Consider the following 25003-nt stretch of genomic DNA (forward strand, 5'->3'; position numbering starts at 1 on the left):
AAGCCCGACCGGAAAACAAAAAAGGAGACGTGCATGACATACAAAATGAGAATTGTCGCAACCGCTCTGGCCTCGATGTCCATCGCATATCCGGCGCTGGCCGATGACAAGACTATCGTCATCGGCTTCGCCACTGCGGAGTCGGGCTTCATGGAAGCTTATGACAAGCCTGCGCAGGAGGCGGCCTTGATCCGCATCGACGAGATCAATGCGGCTGGCGGCCTGCTTGGAAAGCAGATCAAGGTTGTCAAGGCCGACACCAAGTCCGACCGGGCCGAAGGCGCCAAGGCGGGCCTCTCCGTGCTCGACCAGGGTGCGGATCTCGTGGTCGTGTCCTGCGATTACGACTTCGGATCGCCGGCTGCGCTCGCGGCCGAGGACGCGGGCCGTATCTCCTTCTTCCTGTGCGCGGAATCGGTCAAGGCCGGTATCCAGGGTGTCGGCCCGCACAGCTTCTCCGCGTCGGTGCTGGCGGCCGTGCAGGGCGCAACCATGGCCGAGTGGGCATTCAAGGAAAAGGGCGCAAAGGACTTCTACCGTCTGCTCGATACCTGGACGGCCTACAACAAGGGCATCTGCGACGGCTTCGACTGGATGATGCCGAAGCTCGAAGCCCAGGGCGCGAAGCTTGTCGGTGAAGACACCTTCAAGAACGAGGACGCCTCCATCGCCGCGCAGATCACCCGCATCAAGTCTCTGCCGAAGGAGCCGGATGCGATCATGCTTTGCACGATGATGCCGGGCGCTGTCTCGGCCATCAAGCAGCTTCGCGCCGCGGGTATCAACTCCATGATCCTGAATGGATCGGGCGTCGACGGTAGCTATTGGCTCTCGGCTGTGCCCGATCTGACGAACTTCTACGTCCCCGTTCAGGGATCGATCTATGGCGACGATCCCAATCCGGCCGTGCTGAAGTTCAATGCCACCTACAAGGCGAAGACAGGCGCCGATCCCTCGAGCCAGTATGTCTTTCCGGGTTACGTCATGGTCGACGTCTGGGCCAAGGCGGTGGAGCGTGCAGGCACGGCCGATGCCGACGCGGTCGTCGCGGAACTGGAAAAGATGAAGAATGAGCCGACGCTGTTCGGGCCTCGTACCTTCTCGCCGGAACTGCATCACCAGAACCAGACGCGGTACCTGATCGTCGAGACCAAGGCCGGCAAGCCGGGTGTTGTAGGCAACTGGACGATTTCCGAGCCGGTACCGATGGAAGCCTTGCTCAAGTAGGAGAAGATGGGCCGGATAAGTCCGGCCCTTCATCTACGAAAGGCCCTGTTCCTCTGGGACGACCGGGCCTTTCGTCTTTGAGGATCTTGCCTTTGGACAAAAAATGAGGGCGGCCCGTTTGGACCGCCCTTGTCGCCCGATGAATTCAGATTTTCGCTACCCTCGCGCTTTGCGGTAGGAATCCTTGAGCGCTATGAGCTCCCCCGAGAAAGCGAAGATATCGCAGCCGTCGACTTCGATTTTCTGCCCCGCTGCCGTGGTGCCGACGAAGCGCCATGATGAAAGCCCGGTGTCGCCCGTCACGACGTGCCGTCCCCTGGCCCACTCGGCTTTCGGGAAGGCATCGAACAGCGCTGCATAGGCGGCGCGCACGGCGTCACGCCCCATATGCTTGCGCCCTTCGGCATCGGGTCCAGCCGAGCCGTGGAAAGCGCAATTCTCAGCCATGCAGTCCATCAGCGCGCCCACGTCGCGGGCGTTCCAGGCCGCGAGGAACCGGTCGAGCACGGCCAGCCGCCTGGCTGCGAGATCGCCGGCTTCAACGACCTCGACCTCCAGGAAGGCGAGCGGTGCATCGCCGGCATTGATGACGTTGTGAGCCACACCCGTCCGCCGCGAATAGGGCACCCCTTGGGTGAGAGCGGCTTGCGACTGCGCGCCGTCCGGGCCTTCGAGACCGAGTTTGCCGCCCGTAAGCGGCACGATGACGTAGTCATGGCCATGGATGTGCCAGCCGGTCTCGGCCCCGGTGGCAAAGCGCCATTCGGTGACCCGGAAGCGTTCGTCGTCGATATGGACGACCGGTTCGGCTTTCATGCGGGTCATTCAAGTCCCTCCTTGGCGACCGCACCGGTCAGGCGCTCAAGCGTCCGGCCCATGCGCGTCATGATTTCCTTCACATCGTCTTCTGTCGAGATCATCGGCGGACAGAGCGCGAGCTGGTCGCCGATGGCGCGGAAGATGAGGCCTTCCTCGTGGCCGATTCCTGCTGCGATAGCCCCTACACGCCCAACTTTGGCGAAGGGGCGTTTCGTCGCCTTGTCTGCCACCAGTTCAACGGCGCCGATAAGACCGGTGCCCCTCGCTTCGCCGACAAGCGGGTGATCGGCGAATGAGCGGATGCCGGCCTGGAACGACGTCTCAAGGCGGGCCGCGTTTCCGATCAAGTCCCGCTCCTCGAAGATGGCGAGGTTTTCGAGACCCACCGCCGTGGCGACCGGATGTCCTGACGCGGTGAAGCCGTGGCCGAAATTGCCGATCGTGGCGGTGTTGTCGGCGATCGCCTGATAGATCGCATCGGAGAAAATGACGGCGGCAAGCGGCATATAAGACGACGTGATTTGCTTGGAGACCGTCATGATATCAGGCGTGAAGCCGTATTTCTGAGCGCCGAAGGGCGTACCAAGCCGCCCGAAACCACAGATCACCTCGTCTGCTACCAGGATGATATCATTTGCCCGGCAGATTTTCTCCACGCCTTCCCAGTACCCGACCGGCGGCGGCAGAACGCCGCCGGCTGCCATGAGCGGCTCTCCTATGAAGGCTGCGATGGTGTCAGCCCCTTCTTCCGCGATCACCGCTTCCAGCTCGGCGAGCAGACGCGCCGTGAAGGCGGCTTCGTCTTCGCCTTCCATGCCGAAGCGATAGAAGTGCGGGCAGGTCAGGTGGCGAACGGGAATCGCCGGCAGATCGAAGTCGCGATGGTTGACCGGCAGGCCTGTCAGGCTGCCGGAGGCGACGGTGATGCCGTGATAGCCCTTGGTCCGTGCCAGGAATTTCTTCTTTTTTGGCCGGCCCAGCGCGTTGTTCATGAACCACATCATCTTGACGATGGTGTCGTTGGCTTCCGAGCCCGACGACGTGAAGAAGACACGCGTCAGGTTTTCCGGCGTCATCTCCACGAGTTTCTCCGCGAGCCGGATGGACGGTTCATGCGCCTTGGAGGAGAAGGTGTGATAGTAGGGCAGCTTCAGCATTTGCTGATAGGCAGCATCGGCCAACCGCTTTTCCGAAAAGCCGACGCCCACTGACCACAGCCCGGCGAGCCCTTCGATGTATTCCTTGCCGCGTTCGTCATACACACGGATGCCGTCGCCGCGGCTGATGATCAGCGGCCCGGTTTCTTCGTGCTGACGCAGGTTTGTGTAGGGGTGCATGGAGGTGGCGATGTCGGCGGCGGCGAGAGAGTTGGAAAGCGCATCCATGGAAGTCCTCAGCGGCTTGGGGAAATGGTTCGGGCGGTGAGTTCGAGATAGTCCTCGATCCCATGCGTGGAGCTTTCACGATTCGGGAAACGAATCATGGCAGGCTGTTGGAATGGGTGTCGATGATCCGCCGCATCAGCGCGGCGACGTCGCGCGCATTCGGAGGATCGGAGTGGATGCAGACGGTGTCGAAGTCGACCGGGCGGATCGTACCGTCTGTCGTGACGAGTTCGCGTCGGGTAAGCGCCCCCACCATGCGATGCTCGGCAAGCGTCAGGTCGATGGCCGACTGGACGCGCGGGATGATCAGGCTGCCGCCGGGAGCGTAGGCAAGATCGGGAAAGAACTCGCCCACGAAGGCAACGCCGAGCTCGGCTGCCGCCGTCTCGTGACAGGTTCCCGCCAGGCCGAAGAGCGGGACGCCGAACGGCTTGACCGCCGCGGCAATTGCCTGGGCAGTGTCCATGTCGTGCGCGGCCATGCCGTAGATGATGCCATGCGGCTTGACATGGCTGAGCTGCCCGCCCTCGGTGGCCAGCATTCCTGTCAGCGCACCGATCTGGTAGAGGAAGGCGGCTGTCAGTTCCTCCGGTTGAAGTTTCATCTCGCGCCGGCCGAATCCCTCGCGATCGGGAAGGGACGGATGCGCGCCAACCTTCTTTCCGTGCGAAAGCGCGAGCCGCACGGTCTTCAGCATCGTCCATGGATCGGAGGCGTGGAAGCCGCATGCGATGTTGGCGCAATCGATGTGAGGCATGATGCCAGCATCGTCGCCGAAACGCCAGTTGCCGTAACTTTCCCCCATGTCGCAGTTCAGGGTGACCATGGTTTGCTTGCCTCAGCCCAGAGTGTTCGACGCCCAGCCGGGGGCGATGTGCGGGAATTCCGGCGGCGGTTCGCGCTCGTGCAGCAGTCGAAGCACGCGCGGCGGCGTCAGTGGTAGCTGCCGCACCGGCTTGCCGATAGCGCGTGCCACAGCGCAGCCGATCGCCGCGCCCACGGCCAGGATCGGGACCTCGCCCGCGCCCTTGGTGCCTAGAGGCCCGATCGACGGTGCGCCCTCGTAGAGGTCGGCGGCGACCGGAACCACGTCCTGCGCCAGCGGCAGGCGATAGGTCTCGAAATCGTCCTGCGCGATGCGTCCGTCAGCGGTGATCGTCACCTCCTCATGCAGGGCGTAGCCGAGACCCTGCACGACACCACCCTGTATCTGGCCCATGACCGCGCGCGGGTTGAGTGCGCGGCCGACATCCTGCACCACGCGATAGGCCAGCACCTCGACATGACCGGTGTCCGGATCAACCGCCACCTCGGCCTCGTGAACGACGAAGACGGGGATGTCGAGCGCATCGATGAAGTGCCCCATCGCGCAGCCGGACATTGCCGGAGTGTTCCTGGCGGTAAAGGCTCCGCTTCCGGTGACCGGGCCGGTGGTTGCCTGCGCATGGGCGACGACAGCGGGGATCGACATGCCGGAACCGGGACGTCCCGTGATCTCGACACGACCATCCCGCACCACCAAGTCTTCCGGTCGGGTCTGGAGCATCTCACCGGCGGTCCGCAGCAGCTTCTCCCGCACTTCCGCGCAGGCAGCCACACTTGCCGCACCGATGGAGACGGTGGTGCGCCCACCGCCAACGCCGACATCGAGACCGGCGGCATCCGTATCGGCTTCGCGCACGATCACCTGGTCGGGAGCGAGGCCGAGTTGCCCGGCCACGATTTGCGGCAGGGATTGCACCATCGTGCCCGATCCGATCTCCACACCCGAGGTGACCAGCGTTGCGCTACCGTCGGCGTTCAAATTCACCGTCGCCGCCGAAGGCCCGACGAAAACGAACCATGTGCCGACCGTGGTCGCAATTCCATAGAGCCTGCCGTCGGCCTCGGCCTCTGATGTACCGGTGCTGGCGCGCAGTGTCTCCATGCGATCTAGCATCGGACCCAGCACGTCGGCCTCGAAAACCTGGCCCGTGGCACCGAGATCGCCATCTCCCAGGACATTTTTCTTCCGGAACTCCATAGGGTCGAAGCCTAGCGCATCGCAGATTTCGTCGGTATGTCGCTCCAAAGCGAATGTGTTGTAGACGCCGTTGCAAGCTCGGAAAGCACCGTTGGGTGGTGTGTTGGTGTATACGGCGCGGCTGACGAGCCGCGTTGCGCCAACCCTGTAATTGCCGCCCAGCGTGTGCGCCGTCATCGTCGTCAGAAAAACCTGTTCGCCTCCATACGCGCCGCAGTCCATCAGCACGACCGCCTCGCGCCCGGCAATGTATCCTTCGGCGGTGACAGCGGACCGGATGCGGATTTCCGCATTCTCGCGGCAGAGGCAGGTTGCCATCTCTTCCTGCCGGGTATTTTCCAGGACCACCGTGCGCCCGGTCATTCGCGCCAGAAGTGCCGTGATAGGCTCGATGGACGCATCGAATTTCAGGCCGAACCCGCCGCCGACAGGGGGTACAGTGACCCGCACACGCCCGGGCGGAAGCTGCATGACCCTTCCGGTGACGTTGCGCACGGTCCAAGGCACCTGCGTCGAGGTCTGGATGTGAGCACGGCCGTCCTCCCAGGAGCCGATGGCAACGCGCGGTTCGAAGGGCACATGGTTCTGCCGGCCGACGGTGAAGCTGCTCTCGACAATGCGAATGTCGGGACGGGAGAAGGCCGCATCGACGTCGCCGCGACTGGATTTTGCCTCCCAGGCGATGTTGCCGGCACGTGCACCGCCCTCGGTGATCACCTCATAGCCGCGCCAGCCCTCGTGAACGAGACGGGCGGCGGGCTGGAGCGCTTCGGCCATGGTGGACACCGGTGCCAGCGGTTCGACCTCAAGCACGACGACTGCAAGCGCCGCCCGCGCCTGCTTCTCCGTTTCGGCGGCGATGACGGCGATTGGTTCGCCGTGATAGCGGATCGTGTCGATGGCCAGGAGCGGATGGTCGGCAATGCCGATGCCGTACAGCCCTGGCGCATCGGCGCCGGTCGCCACCGCGCGCACACCAGGACAGCGAAGTGCTGCCGAAACGTCGAGCTTGCGGATCCGCCCAGCGGCAACGGTCGACCGCAGCAGCACGGCATGCAACATGTCGGGGCGAACCCGGTCGTTGGTGTATTTCGTGCGCCCGCGCAGCTTGTCCTGCGCATCGCGGCGGGGAAGGTTCATCACCGTGGCGGACAGCTCAGACATGGATGCCTCCTACCACCTGGCCAGCCATCCGCGCTTGGTCGAGCCAGTCGGCCACGGCGTCGACGATCCGCTCATATCCCGTGCAGCGGCAGATGTTGCCGACCATCGCGGCCTTGATTTCGGGACGGCTCGCATGCGGATTGTCGCGCACGAACGCCGAAAGGCTCATGACCATTCCCGGGAAACACATGCCGCATTGCACGGCATCGGCCGCCTCGAAATTGGCCTGGAGCGGGTGCAGCGCCTGGTTTCCGGAACTCAATCCCTCGATGGTCGTCACCGCGCATCCCTGGACGAGGCCAATCGGCTTCAGGCAGGACGGCACCGCTTCATCGTCGACATGCACGGTGCACGCGCCGCAGAAGCCTTCGCGGCACACGGCTTTGGTCCCCGTCAGGAATCGTTCCTGCCGCAGGATGTCGACGAGTGGCGTCATCGGATCGCCATCAAAGCGGCAGTCCTCGCCATTCAGCTGGAATATCACGGTCATGCCAGGCGCCCGGTCTTGAGAAGTGCGGCAACACCGCGCTTGACCAGCGGCGCAAGAACCTGGCGCCGGTACCAACCCTCCGCTTCCTTGCCGTCGCGGCCCTGAAAATCATTGTGCTCCAGCGCAAGCCCGGCGGCGCGTTCCGGATCGAACGCAGAGGCCGAGTCCGCCGCCATAGCCTGTTCGAGCGCCGTCCAGCGCCGCGCCACCGGCTCCACCGAGCCGACGGCGATGCGACATCGTTTGTCCTTGTCTACCGCAAGCGAGATGATGGCGACCGGATAGTCGCCGGCTTTCCGAAGCGGCAGGCGAATATGAGCACTGGCGACAAGGTCGCGGCGCAGATGAATTCTCGTCACAATCGCTTCGGCCAGCAGCGCATGCCTGTCTTTGAGGAAATCCGAAATACCGATGAGTTTTGGGCCTTCGAACGTCTCCAACTCCACCGTCGCCTCACAGGCGAGAAGCGCGGGAGCGAGATCGGCGGCGGCAAAGTCGAGGGCACAAAGGTTGCCGCCCACGGTGGCGACCTTTCGGATGCCAGGATTGGCCGCATTCTCCGCCGCGGCAACCAGACCTTCGAAGCCCACCGCCCCGTGCAACGTACGGCCAAGGACTGCATGGGTAACGGCTGCGCCGATCACGACATGGTCCGGTTCGATTTCGACCTTAGACAAGGCGGGTATTCGGTGGAGTGCGACCACCGCCTCGGGAAGATCGACCCCGCGCCGTGGATCACGCATCATCCAGGTGCCGCCGGCAAGCACCGCCGCGCCTTGCCGGCGTGCGGCCATTGCCTCTTCAATCGTGCTGGCTGCGGTGAACGATCGTTCCACGCTTGGTGCCATCTGTCATACCCCTCGGAAGCAGCCAACTTTCGCGGCGCTGCAGCATTGTTGCTCCAGCTTTAGGCTCCTGTGAAATAGTAATTCTTTGAATATCGTATCGAAAAAACAGATAACTCGGGCATCCCGCGAGCGCCCGCAAGATTGCGGCGCGCTCGTTAGTGCTCAGACCCAGTGGGCGACGGTCCGTTTCTCAAAACTTTCCCGGAACTGGGCGGTGGTTTTGGGGAGCAGTTCGCCAGTCTCCCAGTCGAGGATCACGGCATAGTGCCGAACCGCATCGAGCGTATCGATCTCGCCGGAGCGGTATTTGCGCGCGACCTCCTCGGGATCCATGCGTGCCCAGTCCTTCCGTTTCGCCCGGATGTCGGCACGGCAGGCTTCGGTTGCCGTCCCGTCGATTTCGTACTGGCACAGGTCGCGGTCGATTTCGCGGATCACCACGCCGTAGTCAGTCCTGGCGCGCTCCAGGGAAACGTAGTCGTCGATCACGTCCTCCATCACCTTGCGGGGCTCGCGCTCCAATGGATCGCCGAAACCGCCGCCGCCGGCCGTCGGACGAGCGAACTGGTCGCCTGTGTGGACGGAGTAATCGGAGAATACGGAGCCGAGCCAAATCTCGGTCTCTTCTCCGGCGCGCTTCATGGTCAAGCCGTGGGGCATCGACGGCAGGCCTCCTTCGACACCCCAGACGACAGCGCGCTCGCGGTCGCAAATATAGGACATGACGGCATTTTCAGCCTCAAGCAGCAACGAAGTCTTCTGCACGCCGACGCCGCCCCGCCATTTGCCGGGCCCGGCTGAATCCTGCTTGATCTGGAACTCGAGTGTCCGAGTGGGATTCACCCGCTCGTTGCCTTCGTTCGGCTGCGACATCAGCCCGGTTCCGAAGCAGGCGGTGGTGACATCGGCACCATCCTTGCCGTTGCGCCCGCCCCAACCGCCGGGCAGCCATTCGTAGAACATGAAGATCGGCTTTTCGGGTTTGCGCGCGTCCCGTCCCCCGGCCAGCAGATATTCGAGGTTGAAGGCGCAGGCGATAGCGCGTTCGGGCATGATCTTCGACCACATCTCGAAGATCGCGTTCATGATCTTTTCGAACGGCATCAGGAATCCGGTCACCGCCACCGGCCATTCCGCGCTGACGATGCTGTTCTTTGGCGCGGTTACCTCGATCATCCGGTAAAACCCGCTGTTGAGTGGAAGGTCCGGAAAGAAGGTTTTCATGCCGGCGACCACGGCCGAGAAGGTCGCGCCCGGGGCGGAATTGTACATCGAGGCAATGGTCGAATGGCTTCCCGTAAAATCGTAGTGGATCGTGTCGCCCTTGATCGTCATCTTGATGCGGATCGGGATCATGCCTTCGCCGGCACCGAGATCCCGGTCGATGTAGTCGACCGTCTCCCAAGTGCCGTCGGGCAGCTCCGCGAGACGCTTTCGCACCGCACGTTCGACGTAGTCCTGAACCTCCTCCATCCCGCGCATGACCTGGCCGCGTCCGTACTTCTTGACCAGCCGCAACAGTTCGCGCTCGGCGGCCTGCGTCGCCTGCGCCTGGGAATGGATGTCGCCAATGATCGACGCGGGATCGCGCGTGTTGGCCGCGATCATGTTGGCGACGTCGGAGCAGAAGCGGCCGCGCTGGAAAAGGCGCAACGGCGTGATCCGCAGGCCTTCGCGAAACATGTCGCGGGCGGTGACGTCGAAGGAACCCGGCACCGAGCCGCCAAGATCCGACCAGTGGCCGTTCGACTGTGAGAAGCCGATCAGTTTGTCTTCGTCGAAGATCGGCCGGACGAGCCGAACATCGCTGAAATGCGTACCGCCGGCATAGGGATCGTTGATTGCGTAGACGTCACCGGGTGCCATATCGCCTTCGAAGACCCGGATCACCTCCTTGCACGTGTTGTGCAGTGTGCCGACATGGACCGCGATGTCGTAGTTGCCCTGGGCGACGGAGTTGCCATCGGCGTCGTGCAGGGCATTCGAAAAGTCTCGGTTGTAGATGACGAAGGAATAGCAGGTGCGAAGCATCTGTTCGGCCATCTGGTCGACGGTGGTGATGAAGGAGTTCTTCAGCACCTCGAACGTTACCGGATCGAGGCCAGGGCTCGTTTCAATCAGCTTTGTCATGTCTCAGCCTTTCGTCACGATGAGAATGTTCAGGAAGCCGTCGACGGTCGCGCTCATTCCCGGCGGAACCACGGTGGTGGAATCGAACTGTTCGACGATGGCGGGTCCCGCAAAGGCAGCGCCGGCCCTGAGTTGGTCGCGTTCATAGACAGCCGCATCATGAGATACGCCGTCGAACCAGACGCCGCGGCGGCCGAGCGGCTCGGGCACATGAGGCAAGACTTCATGCCGCGGCATCTCGGCTTTCGGTACGATGCCGATCGCCTTGACCGCGATGCGGAAGATCGACACCGGCGCCTCTTCGCGGCGGTAGTTGAACTCGCGTTCGTGCTCGTTGTGGAATGCCTCTATCAGCGAGCAGATGCTCTCGATCCGTGCCGGGGCTGACACCGCGAGCGAGCGCCACTGGCCCTGGTACATCATCTCGACCGTACGCTGCAGCGCCATGTCTTCGCGCGCCACGCCCTCATGGGTCAGGCGCTCAACGGCCTGTTCTTCCATCAGAACAAAGGCCGCCTGCATCTCGGCGGGCGAGACCGTCGAAGCATCGGCCATGAAGCTTTCGGAGAAATCATGCTGCACGTCGACGAGAAGGCAACCGAGCGCGGAGGTGACGCCGGGATTGGGTGGCACGATCACGGTTGGAATCGAAAGCTCCTTCGCCACGGCCGCTCCGTGCAAAGCGCCTGCACCGCCGAATGCGACGAGCGCAAAGTCGCGTGGGTCATAGCCCCGGCTGATGGAGAGAAGCCGCACGGCATTGCCCATGTTGGCGTTGGCGACGGCGATGATCGCCTCGGCCGCCTGGTGGAGTTCCATGCTGAAGGGTGTCGCCACAGTCTCCTGCACCGCCTGGGCGGCCAGGGCGGGGTCGAGCGTGATCTTGCCGCCCGCAAGGCTGGTGCCGAGACGGCCGAGCACGACATTGGCATCGGTGTTGGTGGCGGTGCGGTTGCCATTCTTGTAGCAGGCCGGGCCCGGAAAGGCGCCGGCGGACTGCGGTCCGTTGCGCAAGCTGCCGCCCTCGTCCTGCCATGCCAACGACCCGCCGCCCGCGCCGATGGTCAGCACCTCGATGGAGGGGAAGCGGATGGGGTATCCGAATTCGATGTACCAGTCTTTTGTGATGCGCGACTCCCCGTTCCATGCGAGCGAGACGTCGGTGCTGGTGCCGCCCATGTCGAAGCCGATCGAGTTCGGGAAGCCACAGAGATTTCCGATGAAGCGGCTTGCGATCGCGCCGGCAGCGATGCCGGATCCCGCGAGCCGGGCCGAGAAATCCCTGACGCTCGCGGGCGTCATGACCCCGCCACCGCTGTGCAGCAACAGGAGATCTCGTTTGTATCCGGCGGCCGCGAGCTTTTCTCCGAGACGCGACACGTAATCGACGACGACCGGGGCGCAGACGGCGTTGGCCATGGTGGTGGAAAAACGTTCGTGCTCGAAGATTTCCGGCATCACCTCCGAGGAGATCGAGACCGGCAGATCCGGCATGGCCTCCTTCAGAATCTCACGCATGCGGCGCTCATTGGCGCCGTTGACATAGGAGTTCATGAAGCAGACGGCGATGGACTTGACCTGCCGTTTGACGAGAATTTCCGCGACGCGATGAGCGGCCTCTTCGTCCAGTGCTTCCAGGATCGTGCCCTCGGCACTGACCCGTTCCCGGACTGTCAGCCGGTCGCGGCGCGGGATATACGGCTTGGCGACATCCTTGTAGGTGTCCCAGAGGTCTTCCTTGTTGGCGCGGCGGATCTCGACAACATCACGGAAACCCTCGGTGCAGACCATTGCGGTGCGTGGCAGGCGGCGGGTGATCAGCGCATTGGTGGCGACCGTCGTACCATGAGAGAACAGCGTCACCTCCGAAAGATCGATGCGGCCCTGCTCCACGCCATTCATGATCGCCTGCATGGGATCGTCAGGCGTGGAGGCGGTCTTCTCGATGCGGATCGCGCCGCTGTCTTCGTCCATGATGCAGATGTCGGTGAAAGTCCCTCCGACATCGACGGCAACTCTTATTCTGCTCATGACAGTTCCTTCGCGGGATATTTGCGGGCAAGGCCCGGCTTTCGCCGCCCTTGCCGGGGCGGCGTCGCAATAGATTATGGAATTGGCCCGGATTTCGCCGGGTCTAGTGCCGCTCTCTTGAGGTCGAAGCGCGGCCTGCCCGGTTCGCTGCTTCGCGACGGGTATCGGTCGGTGCGCAACCGAACCGCGTCCGGTAATGCTTGCAGAATTGAGACTGGTCGGCAAAGCCCCAGCGGTAAGCAATCTCGGCAACGCTGCTGATGTTGGTCACCGACATCAGTTCCTCGGCGCAAAGTTCAAGCCGGGCGTCGCGGATGAAGCCGTTGATCGACTGGTTGCTGTCCTGAAAAAGAACCTGCAGGTAACGCAGGGAAATCCCGCAGGCATCGGCCACCGCCTGCGGGCCGAGGCCGGAATTCTTCAGATTGTCGCGAATATACTGCTCGGCACGATGCAAATGGCCGGCCCGGATCGACGAGATGCTGCTGTCCAGCACGCGATCGTCGCTCACGATCGACAGGCACAGCATTTCCAGGATGTGCCTGCCCATCATCTCACGAGCGACTTCAGTGATCTCATCGACATGGCCGATCGTGGTTCGCACCGTGTCGAGGAAGAGCGCGGCGACGCCCTGGGTCGCGTCGAAACTGAGCGCACTGAGCCGTTCGGCAGACCCGATCCGCGCCCGAACGCTCGACGATGGCACCTTCAGGACCCACAGCGCGTTTGGCTTGCCGTGCCAGAATTCGTAAGGCGCGTCTCCCCTCTCAACGAGGAAGCCCCCCGGACCGCAATTGACGGTCCTCGACCCTTGCGAGAAATTCACCTCCGACATCTCCGGGATGGTGATGAGCAGGCTGGCGTCACGTTCGTTGAGGAAGTGGCGGCGATGGCGGCGATAGCTTACGGCATCGCAGCGCATTTTAGACACGCTGACGAGCCCAAGCGAGAAGGTTTCCAGCGTGCCCGAAAATTCACGACGGTTCCGATACTCGGTGTCGAGCGGAAAATAGGCTTCGGTAACAGCGGCTTGCCAGGCATCACCGCCTGTGGGACCGCCGATCGTATCGACGACGTATTTCATTCCCCGACCTTTCTGGTTGGCCCCGGTTAGCCCGGTGTTTTTCTGAAGATTACAGGAATCCGCCGGCGCGTATTGGTCAAAAACGAATAAACTTATGTGGCCGCTTGGCCCAAGGGCCGGAGCTCGCGATGGTTTCAGTTATCGTCACGGTCCTGGTGTGCAGTTGATCAAACCAGCCTTGGGCGCGCAAACCGCAAGCCAAATTGGAACCATGCATCGGCCTCGACCGGCTCGTGCACCTTGGGCACGGTCGTCGCCGTGTTTGGTTTCGCGCGATGAGGATGGCGGGACACAGCGCGCACCCGAAACTTCTTCGCCAGGCAACTTTGCGCGAGCCCGCGGCCGAGAAACCCTGTTCCGCCAAAAATGGCGCCGATCCGCTCGGCTCCTCGGTCGTTTTGGCATGAGCCCAACCCTTCCACGCGCCGAAGCGATGCGCCGGCCTAGTCGGCCGCCGGGATAACCCGCCAAATCTTGTTGCCCACATCATCCGCGATCAGCAATGCGCCAGTTCGGTCGATGGCAACGCCAACCGGACGGCCGAATGCCTTGTCATCGTTGCTCAGAAATCCGGTAAGCACGTCCTGCGGCGGCCCCGACGGCTTGCCGTCGGCAAACGGCACGAAGATCACCTTGTAGCCGCTTCGCGGCATGCGATTCCATGAACCATGCTGGCCGACAAAGGCGCCATTCTTCATGTGCGGGCCGAACAGGTCGGCGGTGTTGAAGGTGAGCCCAAGCGACCCGGTGTGCGCCCCGAGTGCGTAGTCGGGCACGATCGCCTTGCCGACGAGGTCCGGACGCGGTGGCTCCGCCCTGACATCGATGTGTTGGCCGAAATAGCTGTAGGGCCAGCCGTAGAAGGCGCCATCCCTGACCGATGTCATGTAGTCGGGAACGAGGTCGCTGCCGATCTCGTCCCGCTCGTTGACGACCGCCCAGAGTTCCCCGCTTTCAGGGTTCCAGGAGAGGCCGTTCGGGTTGCGCAGACCCGACGCAAAGAGCCGCGTCTGCCGCGTAGCGAGGTCGATTTCATGCACGGCGGCGCGGCCTTCTTCCTCCTCCATGCCGTTTTCGCCGACATTGGAGTTGGAGCCCACGGTGGCATAGAGCTTCGTTCCGTCCGGACTGGCAATGACGTCCTTGGTCCAATGGTGATTGCGGCCGGCTGGAAGGTCGACGATCTTCTCGGACGGAGCAGTGATCTCGGTGGCGCCATCGCGATAGGGGAAAGCGACGACCGCGTCGGCATTGGCGACATAGAGCTTGCCGTCGAGCAGCGTCATGCCGAAGGGCGAGAAGAGGCTGCTGAGGAGGACTGTCCTGGTCTCAGCCACGCCATCGCCGTTCTCGTCGCGTAACAACGAGATACGGTTGGCGCTCCGCACCTCGGCGCCAGCCCGGCTCTGGAACAGTTTCATGAACCAGCCACGTATGGAAAAACCTTCGTCAGGTTTTGGCGGCGCATTGCTTTCGGCGACCAGCACGTCGCCATTGGGCAGCACGTGCAGCCAGCGCGGATGGTCGAGGCCGCCAGCGAATTCGTTGACGGCGAAGCCTTTGGCGGCGACCGGCATCTTGCCTTGGGGCCAAGGGGTCGCCTCGGCAACGTGGACCGTGGGTATCCAGGTCGGATTGGGTTCGGCAAGCGTCGGGTTTGGACCGTAGGTCTGCTCGATCGGAACGCTGGCCTGTTCGCGCGAGAAGAAGAACAAGCCCGCCCCCGCGATTACGACGAAGGCGACAATGACGAGTAAGACGCCCAGAATTTTTCGCATTGGATATTCCCGAGGATTGGGACAGTGACGTAACGCCATCAGGGCGTTCCGGTTGCGGCGGCACGCGACATTTGCGCGAAATAGGCGGCCAGTGCGGCAATATCTTCGTCCGAGAGGTTTTTAGCAGCGTTGCGCATCAGATGGGCGAAGCGCGTGCCGCCGCGCTTTTCCTCCCGGAAAAGCTCGAGATGGGTCGCAATGTATTTGGCGGGCTGTCCGGACAGTTCCGGATAGATGGGGTTGCGGTCCGGACGACCGTGGCAACCCAGGCATGCCGGAACGTCGCGCTCCGGGATGCCGCGTCGCGCGATCTCATCGGCACGCGCGATCCGGGCACGGTCCGGTTGCGTCGACGTTGCAGGCGCAGGCAGCGCGGAAAAATGCCGCGCGAGATCGGCGAGGAGTGCAGGGTCGACAGCGGTGACAGAAATTCCCATGACACCGCTCTGGCGGTGGCCGGCAGCGTAGGCTCTCAAACTTTCAAGAAGATAGGTTTCGCGCTGAGAGGCCAAGACGGGCGTTGCGGGGCTCCGGCCGAGCCCGTCCGTGCCGTGGCAGCGGGTACAGTCGGCGAGTGCGCGTTCGAGGCCTTGTGTTTGGCCAGTCGACGGTTCGCTACTGCCATAAGCAAGGTCGCGCCACCGCGCCTCGTCCATCGTCGGCAGTTCGCGCAGGAAGGCGACCATCGCCCAAACTTCATCGTCGCGCTGCTGCGTCGGCCAGGCCGGCATGCCGGTGAAGCGCACGCCGTGCTGGACGATGCGGAAGAGTTCGGCATCCGTCCATTCGCCGACCTTGCCGGCAAGGTCCGGCGGCTGCGGCAGCATCGCAAGGACGGCGGGCGACCGCGGTTCGCCGGGCGCACCGTGGCAGATGGCGCAGCCGCGCGCGAAATGGCCGGCAGCCGGCTGAATAGCGTAGCGCGGCAGTTCGTCCGGCACCTTGACCGTGAGTGCGTATGTCCGCACGGCCGAGCGCATCGCGAAGTGCAGAAACCATTCGGTCACCTTCCAGTGGCCGGTCGAGGCACCAACGTTGAAGAAGCCGATCCAGGTTGCGAAAAGCACCGCGGCCGGCAAGATCGCCAAGCCTATCGCCAAGTGTTTCCAGTTGACGTGCATCAGCCGGCCAGCCTCTCGGTTTTGCCGCCTAGGAGCCTGGCAAGCAGGAAGACGCCTCCAGCGAGGTAAACGGCAGCGCCGATCATCAACATGATGATGCCGCCGAGCGCCTGGTCCTGCCCCGCCCCGAGCACGAGGCCGAAGCACGTCACTTCGCCGAGGCCATAGAGCGGTCGCGAGGCGAGCGAGAGCAGCGCGCCAAGCAACGTCATGTGGATGGAGGTCAGGAGCAACGCGAAGGCGCCGGCAGCGTCCCTAGCCGGCGCATCGGCATTGCGCGGCGCCATGCACGTCAGCCACAGGAACAGCCCGGCGCCAAGGAAGGACACCTGCTCGATCATGGTGGCGATGGTCGATGTCTCGGCCCACTGGCGCGCAGCCGGCGCATGCCAGCCCCAGACGACAATCAGTTCGACGAGAGAGGCGATAAGGGGAGCGGCGGTGGCCACGGAGCGTATCGTCCTGGCAATACCGATTGCTATCAGCGGCGCCGCGATCGCGACGACGCCCATGTGGGCAAGCATGTGAGCCGCGAACGAGCCACGCCACGCATCGAGCAGCGGTCCCGCCCAGACCAGCGCGAGGGTGACGAAGCCCAGCAACAGGCTTGCCGTCCTCATGAGGAGCATCCGTCGATGAAGAGCAGCGGCAGCGCCACGTAAAGCACGGCGACGAAGCTCAGGCCGCAAAGCAGTAGCGTGGCAAACCCCTGGAAGAGGTTGCGGTCCGTCGCTGTGGGATCGTCGTGCGGCGGGTCGTTCGTGCCGAAGCCCCACTGCCTCCAGGCGAGCCACCCGGACAAGACGATCATCGCGAGTGCCCCCAGCGTCATAGCCACTATGCCAGCCTGGACGACAGCGAAACCGAGGTCACCGCGCTTGGCACACCAGATTGCGGCCAGTGCGTAACAGGCGAGGAAATGTCCGGCCCAGATCACGGGCGCGGTGAAGAGCGTCCAGAGCGTTTCGACCTCTTTGGGAATGATGCGCATCACCGTCTCACATCGCTTCCGGGAAAAGACCGATGACGGCGAAGGTGATGACAGCGGTGATCGCCATAAAATGCCAGTAGAGCGCGACGTTGTGCAGTTCCATGTCGTGCTCCCGCGTCAGGCGACCGGCGAGGCTGCGCGCAAGGCAATAGAGCTGCATGACGGATCCGACCGCGGCATGAGCAAGCGCCCAGATGACGAGAATCCAGACGATCGCCGGATAGACATGCGCGGTCGGCTGCATGTCATGCTGCCAGGGTCCGGCAAAACCGGCTGCAGAGGCAGCAAGCGTCAGCAGAAACGCGGCAACAAGCGCAACGCGTGCGCCGTCGATCCACCCGCTTGCGTTCAGTCGGCGCGCACCAAGCATCGCGACCCATGCGGCGACGAAGAGAGACAGCGCGATCATCGGCCACCGCATACCGGGACCCGGCTGCCCCAGAGTGAAGTCGGGATGGATGGTCCAGTAAAAGAAATAGCCGAAGATGAGGCTGGCGAAGGCAGTTCCGTCGCCAACCATCGTAATGAACATCGCCCACCAGCCAACAGAATCCGGACCGGAGGCATAGAGCGGCAAGCGCAATCCAAGGCCGACATCCTTGGTCTTCTTTTCCGGGGTTTCGCCGGTGCCGGTCCAGAGCCACCACAGAACGGCAGAGAGCGTACCGATGCCCGACAACAGGGCGAGGATCCAGAGTTCGAAGGTGAGCGCGACGAAGACGCCGCCGAGCAATGCGGCCGAGATTATTGTGATCGTGGTTGATGTCGCCACGCGCTGGCACTGTAGCGGATGGGCGTCGAGCACCGAGGTGATGAGCGTCTCGCGGCGATTCTCCTTGGCACTGCGAAGATAATAGGCGCCCTCATTGACCTTTTGCATCAGATCCGCCTGGTCCCAAAGCGGATACCGGCTCTCGATGATCGGAATGGATCGAACGCCCCAGTTCTCCTCGGGCTCGTTCAGCCATTCGAGCGTGCCCGCCTTCCACGGATTCTGCTCGCTGCGGGGTTCGCGATGCTTCGGCCGTACAACATCGAAGACAACCACCAGCACCCCTGCCGCGAAAACATAGGCGCCGATCGTGGAGATGAGATTCAGCCAGTCCCAACCGATCCCCTCGGGGTAGGTGAAGACGCGGCGCGGCATCCCGCGCAGGCCGCTGAGATGCATCGGAAAGAACGCGACGTTGAAGCCGGCAAACATCAGCCAGAAGGCGGTGCGCCCGAGACGGGGCGAGAGCATCCGCGCATTGATCAGCGGGTAATAATAGTAAACGCCGGCGACCAGCGGGAACAGCATTCCACCGATCAGCACGTAATGCAGATGTGCGACGATAAAATAGGTATCGTGCGCCTGCCAGTCGAACGGCACGAGCGCGACCATCACGCCGGTCAGCCCGCCGATGACGAAGATAGCGAGCCCGCCGGCGCCGAACAGCATCGGCACCGAGAAGATGACACGTCCGGCCAGCATGGTGGCGATGAAGACGAAGATCTGCACGCCGGTTGGAATCGCGACCGCTTCCGAGGCGGCCGAGAAGAATGCCAGCGAGATCTGCGGCAGGCCGGTCGCGAACATGTGGTGGATCCAGAGGCCGAACGATAGGAAGCCGGTGCCGACAGCGGCAAGCACGATCCAGGAATAGCCGACGATCGGACGTTGCGAAAAGGTTGGCACGATCATCGCCATCAGCGCGATGGCGGGCAAGAAGATGATGTAGACCTCGGGGTGCCCGAAGATCCAGAACAGGTGTTGCCACAGCAGTGGGTCGCCGCCCCGCGTCGGGTCGAAGAACGGCCAGTCGAACATGCGCTGCATCTCAAACAGGATGTCGCCGGCGATCAGCGGCGGAAAAGCGAATAGTATCATGCCCGCGAGGATCAGCAGGTACCAGGCGAACAGTGGCATTAGGTTGATGCGCATGCCCGGCGCACGGCACTTCATGATGCCGACGATCAGTTCGACCGCCGCAGCAATGGAGGCGACTTCGATAAAGGAGAGGCCCAGCAGCCAGATGTCGGCACCAATGCCGGAATATGCCTTGTCAGTGGCAAGAGGCGGATACATGAACCAGCCTGAAGAGGGAGCGGCGTCGAAGAAGATCGAACCGCAAACGAAGACACCGCCGATCAGAAAGCTCCAGAAGCCGAACGCGCCGAGACGGGGAAATGGCAGTTCACGCGCACCGAGCATTGGCGGCAGCAGAAAGATCGCGACGGCCTCGAAGATAGGCACGGCAAACAGGAACATCATCACGGTGCCATGCAGCGTGAAGGCCTGGTTATAGAAGTCGGCAGAGAGGAAATTGTTTCCCGGAACCGCGAGTTGCGTGCGCACAAGAAGCGCCAGAACGCCGCCAAACAGCATGAAGGCAAAGGCCGCACCCCCGTACCAGAGGCCAACCTGCGTATTGTTGACCGAAGTCCAGTAACGCCAGCCGATCGGCGTCTTCCAGACGAGGCGCAGCTGTTCTTCCTCGATCTTCTCTGCGGAGGGCAAGGCGTTTCGCTTTATGCGGGCTTTGAGGGTTGTCATTCGAGCCCCTTCAGCCAGGCGGCGATTTCGGCGATGTCCTGTTGGGGCAGCATGTTGAAGTCGGGCATCTTCGAACCCGGCTTGATCAAATGCGGATGGGCGATGAAGCTACGAACGGCCTCATCGTCGGTGGGCAAAACGCCGGCACCAATCGTTCCCCGCGAACCCATATGCGAGAGATCCGGGCCGACACCACCCTCAGCTTGTGTGCCCGCAACGCGGTGGCACGCGCCGCAGCCGTTGCGAAGGAATATGTCGCGTCCGGGCAAGGATGCGCCGGGCGAAGGGTTCGCCCGCACAGCCAGCCATTCCCGGAAGGCAGCGGGCTGCATGGCGACGGCCGTGAAGGTCATCAGCGCGTGCGAGGTCCCGCAATATTCTGCGCAAGGGCCGCGGTAGGTGCCAGGTTTGGTCGCCAGCAACGAGAGCCGATTCACGCGACCCGGGATCATGTCCATCTTGCCACCGAGCGCGGGAATCCAGAAGGAATGGATGACGTCGGTGCTTTTCAGCAAGAACTCGACGCGCTCGCCAACCGGCAGCCTGATCTCGTTGGCGGAAAGAATAGGAACTCCGCCGTCAGCCGGGTGGTAGGCGACCCGCCACCAGAATTGCTCACCGGTCACTTCGATCCTGAGACCATCGGCTTCGACGGCTCGTGCGAAAGGTCTCAGTCCAGGCATCAACCAAAGCGCATAGCCTAGCAAGAGAAAGAGGAGTAGCGAAGGAATGGCTGCCCCGCCCCAGAAAATCAGCCGACTTGCAATATGCTCGTCTATGGGAGTGCGCTCATGACGTATCGCGTGGACCAGAAGACCGATGACCGTCAGCCAGATAAGACCGCCAGCAATGGCCATGAGCCAGAAAAGGTCAGCGATCTGGCGCGCTTCCTCTCCGGCCGGATCAAGCGCCGACTGGGCTCCCGAGCAGCTGGAACAGGTTCCCAAGCATAACCACAGCGCGAGCCAGCGCACCGCAGCGAGTTTCGTAATCCGGGCGCTTGTGCTTGGAACTGTTGACGAATCTATCCCTCCAATCGATGCCCTTGCTCACAAACGCGCCCGCAACCGAGTGGTTGCGCCAAAACTTCAGTTTAACGGCAATGGCCAGTGCTCATGCAATCTGTGCGCCGGTTTCGTCATTTGTCGCGCCGGTAGGCTTCGATACCGGCGATCCTTTGTACGTCTCAGCAGGCAGCCACCTATTTTAAGGTTCACCAACTATCGGGACCAATCGAGCGATTTCTTGCACTTTGCGGCGTTCGACGGCGTGCCCAAGCCGTCTCGAAAAGTACCGTCTCCGCTCCAACCTGCGAGCAGGCGACCAAGCATTGGTGTTGGTGAAACGTGGGCGCGCACCGAAGAGTTGTCGCCGAGCCGCCCGTCGATCTCGAACATCTCGATCAGGAACCCGCGCCTCCGGCGCGGTTGCAACGCCGGTCCTGTAAATGTCCGCAACGCCAGGGGGGCGGCTCAGCCATCGTCCCTGGCGACCAGTAGAAAAGGTTCGCGCTCCGGCGTCGTCACCGAAAAGCCCGAAGGGCCCACCGCGCTGAAAAAGCGATGGAACATGTCGATGAAGACACGCACGAAGAGTGGCTTTGCCGAACCGTACATGTCGGCGACGATCAGCGTGGGTGGCGGCAGTTCATCGAGGATTGGTCTTCGAACGATCTCCTCGCCATCGGCGGTGGCGCGACCGATCGGCCGCATGTTGAGGACGGCCATGCCGAAGCCGGATGCGACGGCCGAGCGCACCGTTTCGTAAGAGCGCGTGCGAAAGCGCACCTCCGGTCGTTTCGCCAGCACGTCGAACAGGGTCAGGAGATAGGTCGCCGTGTGCGGCAGGTCGAGCAGCACCAGCGGCCGTGCCGCCAGTTCCGCCAGCCAGATGCCGTCGCGCGCGGCAAGGGGATCGTCTGCATTGAGCACGGCATGCGCCGGTACCTTGCAGATGCGGGTGACGCTGTCGATACCGATTGGACCGATGTCGTAGAGAATGGCCAGATCGATCTGGCCAGCGACAAGCCGTTCCTGCAACTGGACCTGGTCGGCCTCGACAAGGTCGATCTCGACATCGCCGACGCTGTCGAGGTAGCTGCGCAGCATCTCCGGCATGAACAGCGCGCCGAACGGCTCGAAGCAGCCGATGCGCAGGACCTTCGGCACGCGCCCGTTGAGGTCTCCGATCGACCGGTTGAACTCCGTTTCCGCCGCCAGCATGATGCGGGCGGCGGCGACGAAGCGTTGGCCGGCCGGCGTGATGGAGACGCCGCGCGCCGGCCGCCTGTCGAAAATGCGCGCCCCCATCCCGGCCTCGGCCAGAGTGATCGCCGCGAGGATGGAGGATTGCGAGATGTAGAGCGATCTGGAGGCCGCCAGCACGCTGCCAAGGCGGGCGACTTCGCAGACATAGCGCAACTGCCGAATGGTCAGATTCATGGCTCTTTGTTACATTAAATAGCGAATATTCCCCACAACAATACATTTTATGGTGATGAAAAAACCCGCCAGATTGCCTGGGCTGACAAGGCTGCCGGAAGAGCGGCCATGAAGTGAGGGGTTCGAACTGCATGCCGAATGGGCTGTCTCCCATTGCCGACGCCGATGATCTGTGCCGCCTGGCTGCTGCGGAGCTTAGCGCCGCCTACCGCGCTGGATCGCTGTCGCCCGTCGAGGTGACGCTGGCGGCGCTGGATCGCGCCGAAGCGATCAATCCGCTTTTCAACGCTTTCACCATGATCGACCGCAAGGGTGCGATCGAGGCCGCAGGTGCTTCCGAGAAACGATGGCGGGCAGGCGAGCCGCTGTCGGCGGCCGACGGCATACCGACGACGCTGAAGGACATCGTCTGGGTCGAGGGCTGGAGCGTGCGTTACGGCAGCAGGACGACGACTTCCGCCGCCTATGACAAGGATGCCCCCGCCGTTGCCCTGCTGCGCAGAGCCGGCACCGTCTTCATCGGACAGACGACGACGCCCGAATTCGGCTGGAAGGCGATTACCGACAGCGGCCTCTGCGGCATCACGCGCAATCCCTGGAATGCGCAAAAGACGCCCGGCGGTTCCTCCGGCGGAGCGGCGGTGGCCGCCGCCACCGGCGCCGGCGTCTTCCATCTCGGTACCGATGGCGGCGGCTCGATCCGCATTCCGGCCTCGTTCACCGGCATCGCCGGATTGAAGCCGACCTTCGGCCGCGTGCCCGCCTATCCGTCCAGCGCGTTCGGAACCGTCGCCCATATCGGACCGATGGCGCGGACAGCACTCGATCTTTCCGTCATGGCCGGCGCCATGTCCGGCCGCGATATCAGCGACTGGCAGCAAGGCGTGGGAACGCTGGCACCGCTTGGCCGGATCGAAGAAGTTTTGCGGGGCGCCCGGATCGGCTACTGGTCGAAGCCGCCTTCAGGAGCGCTGGATTCCGGGATCGCCGCCGTCGTCTCCCACGCCTTGACGTGTTTCGACGCCTTCGGCGCGACGGTCGAGCCGATTGATCTTCCCGGTGGCGATCTCCTCGATCTGTTCCAGCATCACTGGTTCACCGGCGCCGCGGCGCGGCTGGCGCTGGTTCCGCCGAGCGAACGGGCGGGCATCGATCCGGGCTTCCTGGAGATCGCACAGGCTGGGGCGGCGTTCGACGTCCATACGCTCGTCGCCGCACAGTTGGAGCGCGCCGAATTCGGCGCCGCCATGGACCGGCTGCTGGACGACTATGATTTCATCGTTTCGCCGGGGACATCGATTCCAGCCTTCGACGTTGGCCTTGAAGTGCCTCTGGGCAGCGGCCTCTCGCGATGGATCGAATGGGCGGCGTTCAGCTACCCGATCAATCTCAGCCAGCAACCGGCCTGCGTCATCCCTTGCGGCATGACCGAGGTGGGCCTGCCCGTCGGCTTCCAGATCATCGGCGCGCGCGGCGACGATGCCCGCGTGCTTTCGGCGGCAGCCGACCTGGAAGCCGCTTTCGTGCCCATGACCCACGCGTTTCGCCAGAAAGATCTGGTGTGAAAGATTTCGCATGAAGAAAAGACTCTAACCAACGCCAAAAAGGGGAACTTTGCCATGATGAACAGACGTGCAATGCTGCAGGGCGCGGTCGGCGCGGGTGCGGCCGGTGCCGCGCTTCTTGCCGATATGAACACTGCGGCGATCGCCCAGGACACCAAGCCCATTCCGGTCGGCTCGGCCCTGCCGATGTCCGGCATCGCCGCCGCCGACGGCATCGAGTTCAAGAACGGTCTCGAACTTGCCGCCGAGGAGATCAATGCGGCGGGCGGCATTCTCGGCCGGCCTGTCGAGATCCACATCGAAGACACCAAGGAAATGGGCGCCGACCTCGTCAGCCAGTCGATGCAGCGCCTGATCGACCGTTTCGAGGCGCCGGTCATCATCAATGGCTACAATCTCGGCACCAACATGATCGAGATGGACGTCGCCGCCGACAACGACGTCATCATGATGCACTACAACACGCTGATTTCGCACAATGAGAAGTTCAAGACCGACCCTGCCCGCTATTACAGCTCCTTCCAGGGCGATCCGCCGGAGTTCTGGTATGGACCGGGCTGCCTGAACTTCCTCAAGACGCTTGCCGCGGACGGCAAATGGAAGGCGCCCAACAAGAAGATCGCCATCATCCCGTCTGCCAACGAATATTCGATCGTCATCGCCAACGCGATCCGCGACAAGGCCGCCGAATACGGCTTCGAGGTTAGTCTGTTCGAGACCGTTCCGTTCCCGACCAACCAATGGGGACCGACGCTGGCGAAACTCCGCCAGGACCCGCCGGCGGCGATCCTGGTCACGCACTTCCTGCCGCAGGACCTGGCGCAGTTCATGGTCCAGTTCCTCGCCGAGCCGATCAACAGCCTGATCTACATGCAGTACGGACCATCGCTGCCGGCTTTCCGCGAGATCGGCGGCGAGGCGGTCAACGGCGTCGTCTATTCGACGGTGATCGGCTGCCTGCCGGACGACTTCTCCAAGCCGTTCCGCGAGAGCTACCGGGCCAAATTCGGTCCGAACTCGGCCTACATCACAGGATCGCAGACCTATGACGGCCTGTGGATGTGGGCGCTTGCCGCGGCAATCGCCGGTGGTCCAGGCGAACCGATGGACAAGGCGCAGACCACCAAGGTGGCCAATGCGATGAAGCGCCTGGTCTATCGCGGGGTCAACGGCACCTACCGGGCCGATCCGGCCGGCCAATCGGCCTTCTGCTATCCGACGCAGGTAGCCGATCCGTCGCTTGGCATGCCGCACCAGTTCCTGCAGCATCAGGATTACAAAACCGATCCGAAGCTGATCGCGCCGGTGCTCTATGCCACGGACAGCTTCATCCTGCCGCCATGGATCAAGTGACCGGACGCGGAAATGAA

The 25003-nt window shown here is 62.9% G+C and carries 19 protein-coding genes; 3 read left to right on the forward strand and 16 right to left on the reverse strand.

All coding sequences use genetic code 11. The features are described from left to right. Positions 1-33: 33 nt before the first annotated feature. A complete protein-coding gene (locus NKJ67_RS11550; protein WP_127317803.1) occupies positions 34-1227 on the forward strand; it encodes an ABC transporter substrate-binding protein in 1194 nt (397 codons plus the stop codon). Between the two features lie 156 nt (positions 1228-1383). Here NKJ67_RS11550 and NKJ67_RS11555 read toward each other — a convergent pair whose 3' ends face one another. From NKJ67_RS11555 to NKJ67_RS11630, 16 genes are all read right to left on the reverse strand, one after another. Continuing rightward, entirely contained in the window at positions 1384-2052 is a 669-nt protein-coding gene (locus tag NKJ67_RS11555; protein WP_352581386.1) for a nuclear transport factor 2 family protein, read from the reverse strand. Beyond that, entirely contained in the window at positions 2049-3431 is a 1383-nt protein-coding gene (locus NKJ67_RS11560; RefSeq protein ID WP_352581387.1) for an aspartate aminotransferase family protein, read from the reverse strand. Before NKJ67_RS11560 ends, NKJ67_RS11555 begins: the two co-directional genes overlap by 4 nt. Positions 3432-3525: 94 nt before the next feature. Continuing rightward, positions 3526-4257 (reverse strand): LamB/YcsF family protein, encoded by a 732-nt coding sequence (locus tag NKJ67_RS11565; protein ID WP_352581388.1) that lies wholly within the window; start codon positions 4255-4257, stop codon positions 3526-3528. A 12-nt stretch (positions 4258-4269) separates the two neighbouring features. After that, the gene (locus NKJ67_RS11570) at positions 4270-6618 is read right to left on the reverse strand and encodes a xanthine dehydrogenase family protein molybdopterin-binding subunit (RefSeq protein WP_352581389.1); all 2349 of its coding nucleotides are present in this window, start codon (positions 6616-6618) and stop codon (positions 4270-4272) included. Then, positions 6611-7108, reverse strand: coding sequence for a (2Fe-2S)-binding protein (locus NKJ67_RS11575; RefSeq protein ID WP_127811213.1), 498 nt, complete (start codon positions 7106-7108; stop codon positions 6611-6613). The genes NKJ67_RS11570 and NKJ67_RS11575 overlap by 8 nt, the downstream gene beginning before the upstream one ends. Further along, positions 7105-7956, reverse strand: coding sequence for an FAD binding domain-containing protein (locus NKJ67_RS11580; RefSeq protein WP_352581390.1), 852 nt, complete (start codon positions 7954-7956; stop codon positions 7105-7107). The genes NKJ67_RS11575 and NKJ67_RS11580 overlap by 4 nt, the downstream gene beginning before the upstream one ends. Before the next feature lie 162 nt (positions 7957-8118). After that, positions 8119-10086 carry a hydantoinase B/oxoprolinase family protein gene (locus tag NKJ67_RS11585; RefSeq protein ID WP_127380462.1) on the reverse strand — a complete coding sequence of 656 codons (1968 nt, stop codon included), beginning with the start codon at positions 10084-10086 and terminating at the stop codon, positions 8119-8121. 3 nt (positions 10087-10089) lie between these two features. Continuing rightward, positions 10090-12117 (reverse strand): hydantoinase/oxoprolinase family protein, encoded by a 2028-nt coding sequence (locus NKJ67_RS11590; RefSeq protein ID WP_128309244.1) that lies wholly within the window; start codon positions 12115-12117, stop codon positions 10090-10092. Positions 12118-12220: 103 nt separating this feature from the next. Then, positions 12221-13201, reverse strand: coding sequence for an AraC-like ligand-binding domain-containing protein (locus NKJ67_RS11595; RefSeq protein WP_127317809.1), 981 nt, complete (start codon positions 13199-13201; stop codon positions 12221-12223). A gap of 443 nt (positions 13202-13644) precedes the next feature. Further along, the gene (locus NKJ67_RS11600; RefSeq protein ID WP_352581391.1) at positions 13645-14979 is read right to left on the reverse strand and encodes a PQQ-dependent sugar dehydrogenase; all 1335 of its coding nucleotides are present in this window, start codon (positions 14977-14979) and stop codon (positions 13645-13647) included. 38 nt (positions 14980-15017) lie between these two features. Beyond that, positions 15018-16067, reverse strand: a complete 1050-nt coding sequence (locus NKJ67_RS11605) for a c-type cytochrome (RefSeq protein WP_352581392.1) — start codon at positions 16065-16067, stop codon at positions 15018-15020. Positions 16068-16099: 32 nt separating this feature from the next. Further along, positions 16100-16720 carry a cytochrome c oxidase assembly protein gene (locus NKJ67_RS11610; RefSeq protein ID WP_292335652.1) on the reverse strand — a complete coding sequence of 207 codons (621 nt, stop codon included), beginning with the start codon at positions 16718-16720 and terminating at the stop codon, positions 16100-16102. Then, positions 16717-17091: a hypothetical protein gene (locus NKJ67_RS11615; RefSeq protein ID WP_236383169.1), complete on the reverse strand. Its 375-nt coding sequence runs from the start codon at positions 17089-17091 to the stop codon at positions 16717-16719. Before NKJ67_RS11615 ends, NKJ67_RS11610 begins: the two co-directional genes overlap by 4 nt. Before the next feature lie 7 nt (positions 17092-17098). Further along, positions 17099-19627 carry a cytochrome c oxidase subunit I gene (gene ctaD / locus NKJ67_RS11620; protein ID WP_352581393.1) on the reverse strand — a complete coding sequence of 843 codons (2529 nt, stop codon included), beginning with the start codon at positions 19625-19627 and terminating at the stop codon, positions 17099-17101. Next, positions 19624-20601: a cytochrome c oxidase subunit II gene (coxB, locus tag NKJ67_RS11625; protein WP_352581394.1), complete on the reverse strand. Its 978-nt coding sequence runs from the start codon at positions 20599-20601 to the stop codon at positions 19624-19626. Before coxB ends, ctaD begins: the two co-directional genes overlap by 4 nt. A gap of 498 nt (positions 20602-21099) precedes the next feature. After that, positions 21100-22068, reverse strand: a complete 969-nt coding sequence (locus NKJ67_RS11630) for a LysR family transcriptional regulator (protein ID WP_127811219.1) — start codon at positions 22066-22068, stop codon at positions 21100-21102. A 131-nt stretch (positions 22069-22199) separates the two neighbouring features. On the opposite strand from NKJ67_RS11630, the gene NKJ67_RS11635 reads away from it, so the two are divergent. Beyond that, positions 22200-23633: an amidase gene (locus tag NKJ67_RS11635; RefSeq protein WP_236383173.1), complete on the forward strand. Its 1434-nt coding sequence runs from the start codon at positions 22200-22202 to the stop codon at positions 23631-23633. 54 nt (positions 23634-23687) lie between these two features. Continuing rightward, entirely contained in the window at positions 23688-24986 is a 1299-nt protein-coding gene (locus tag NKJ67_RS11640; protein ID WP_127380470.1) for an ABC transporter substrate-binding protein, read from the forward strand. Positions 24987-25003 lie beyond the last annotated feature (17 nt).

Origin of the sequence: Mesorhizobium sp. M0088 (genome assembly GCF_040322895.1) — a bacterium.
Lineage (GTDB): Bacteria > Pseudomonadota > Alphaproteobacteria > Rhizobiales > Rhizobiaceae > Mesorhizobium.

Bases quoted from the DNA above. Each gene is read 5' to 3' on its own strand.
- NKJ67_RS11550 (WP_127317803.1), top strand. From the start codon at position 34: ATGACATACAAAATGAGAATTGTCGCAACCGCTCTGGCCTCGATGTCC.
- NKJ67_RS11630 (WP_127811219.1), bottom strand. From the start codon at position 22,068: ATGAATCTGACCATTCGGCAGTTGCGCTATGTCTGCGAAGTCGCCCGC.
- NKJ67_RS11600 (WP_352581391.1), bottom strand. From the start codon at position 14,979: ATGCGAAAAATTCTGGGCGTCTTACTCGTCATTGTCGCCTTCGTCGTA.
- NKJ67_RS11570 (WP_352581389.1), bottom strand. From the start codon at position 6,618: ATGTCTGAGCTGTCCGCCACGGTGATGAACCTTCCCCGCCGCGATGCG.
- NKJ67_RS11580 (WP_352581390.1), bottom strand. From the start codon at position 7,956: ATGGCACCAAGCGTGGAACGATCGTTCACCGCAGCCAGCACGATTGAA.
- NKJ67_RS11565 (WP_352581388.1), bottom strand. From the start codon at position 4,257: ATGGTCACCCTGAACTGCGACATGGGGGAAAGTTACGGCAACTGGCGT.
- NKJ67_RS11560 (WP_352581387.1), bottom strand. From the start codon at position 3,431: ATGGATGCGCTTTCCAACTCTCTCGCCGCCGCCGACATCGCCACCTCC.
- ctaD (WP_352581393.1), bottom strand. From the start codon at position 19,627: ATGACAACCCTCAAAGCCCGCATAAAGCGAAACGCCTTGCCCTCCGCA.
- NKJ67_RS11590 (WP_128309244.1), bottom strand. From the start codon at position 12,117: ATGAGCAGAATAAGAGTTGCCGTCGATGTCGGAGGGACTTTCACCGAC.
- NKJ67_RS11555 (WP_352581386.1), bottom strand. From the start codon at position 2,052: ATGACCCGCATGAAAGCCGAACCGGTCGTCCATATCGACGACGAACGC.
- NKJ67_RS11595 (WP_127317809.1), bottom strand. From the start codon at position 13,201: ATGAAATACGTCGTCGATACGATCGGCGGTCCCACAGGCGGTGATGCC.
- NKJ67_RS11610 (WP_292335652.1), bottom strand. From the start codon at position 16,720: ATGAGGACGGCAAGCCTGTTGCTGGGCTTCGTCACCCTCGCGCTGGTC.
- NKJ67_RS11575 (WP_127811213.1), bottom strand. From the start codon at position 7,108: ATGACCGTGATATTCCAGCTGAATGGCGAGGACTGCCGCTTTGATGGC.
- NKJ67_RS11640 (WP_127380470.1), top strand. From the start codon at position 23,688: ATGATGAACAGACGTGCAATGCTGCAGGGCGCGGTCGGCGCGGGTGCG.
- NKJ67_RS11615 (WP_236383169.1), bottom strand. From the start codon at position 17,091: ATGCGCATCATTCCCAAAGAGGTCGAAACGCTCTGGACGCTCTTCACC.
- NKJ67_RS11585 (WP_127380462.1), bottom strand. From the start codon at position 10,086: ATGACAAAGCTGATTGAAACGAGCCCTGGCCTCGATCCGGTAACGTTC.
- NKJ67_RS11635 (WP_236383173.1), top strand. From the start codon at position 22,200: ATGCCGAATGGGCTGTCTCCCATTGCCGACGCCGATGATCTGTGCCGC.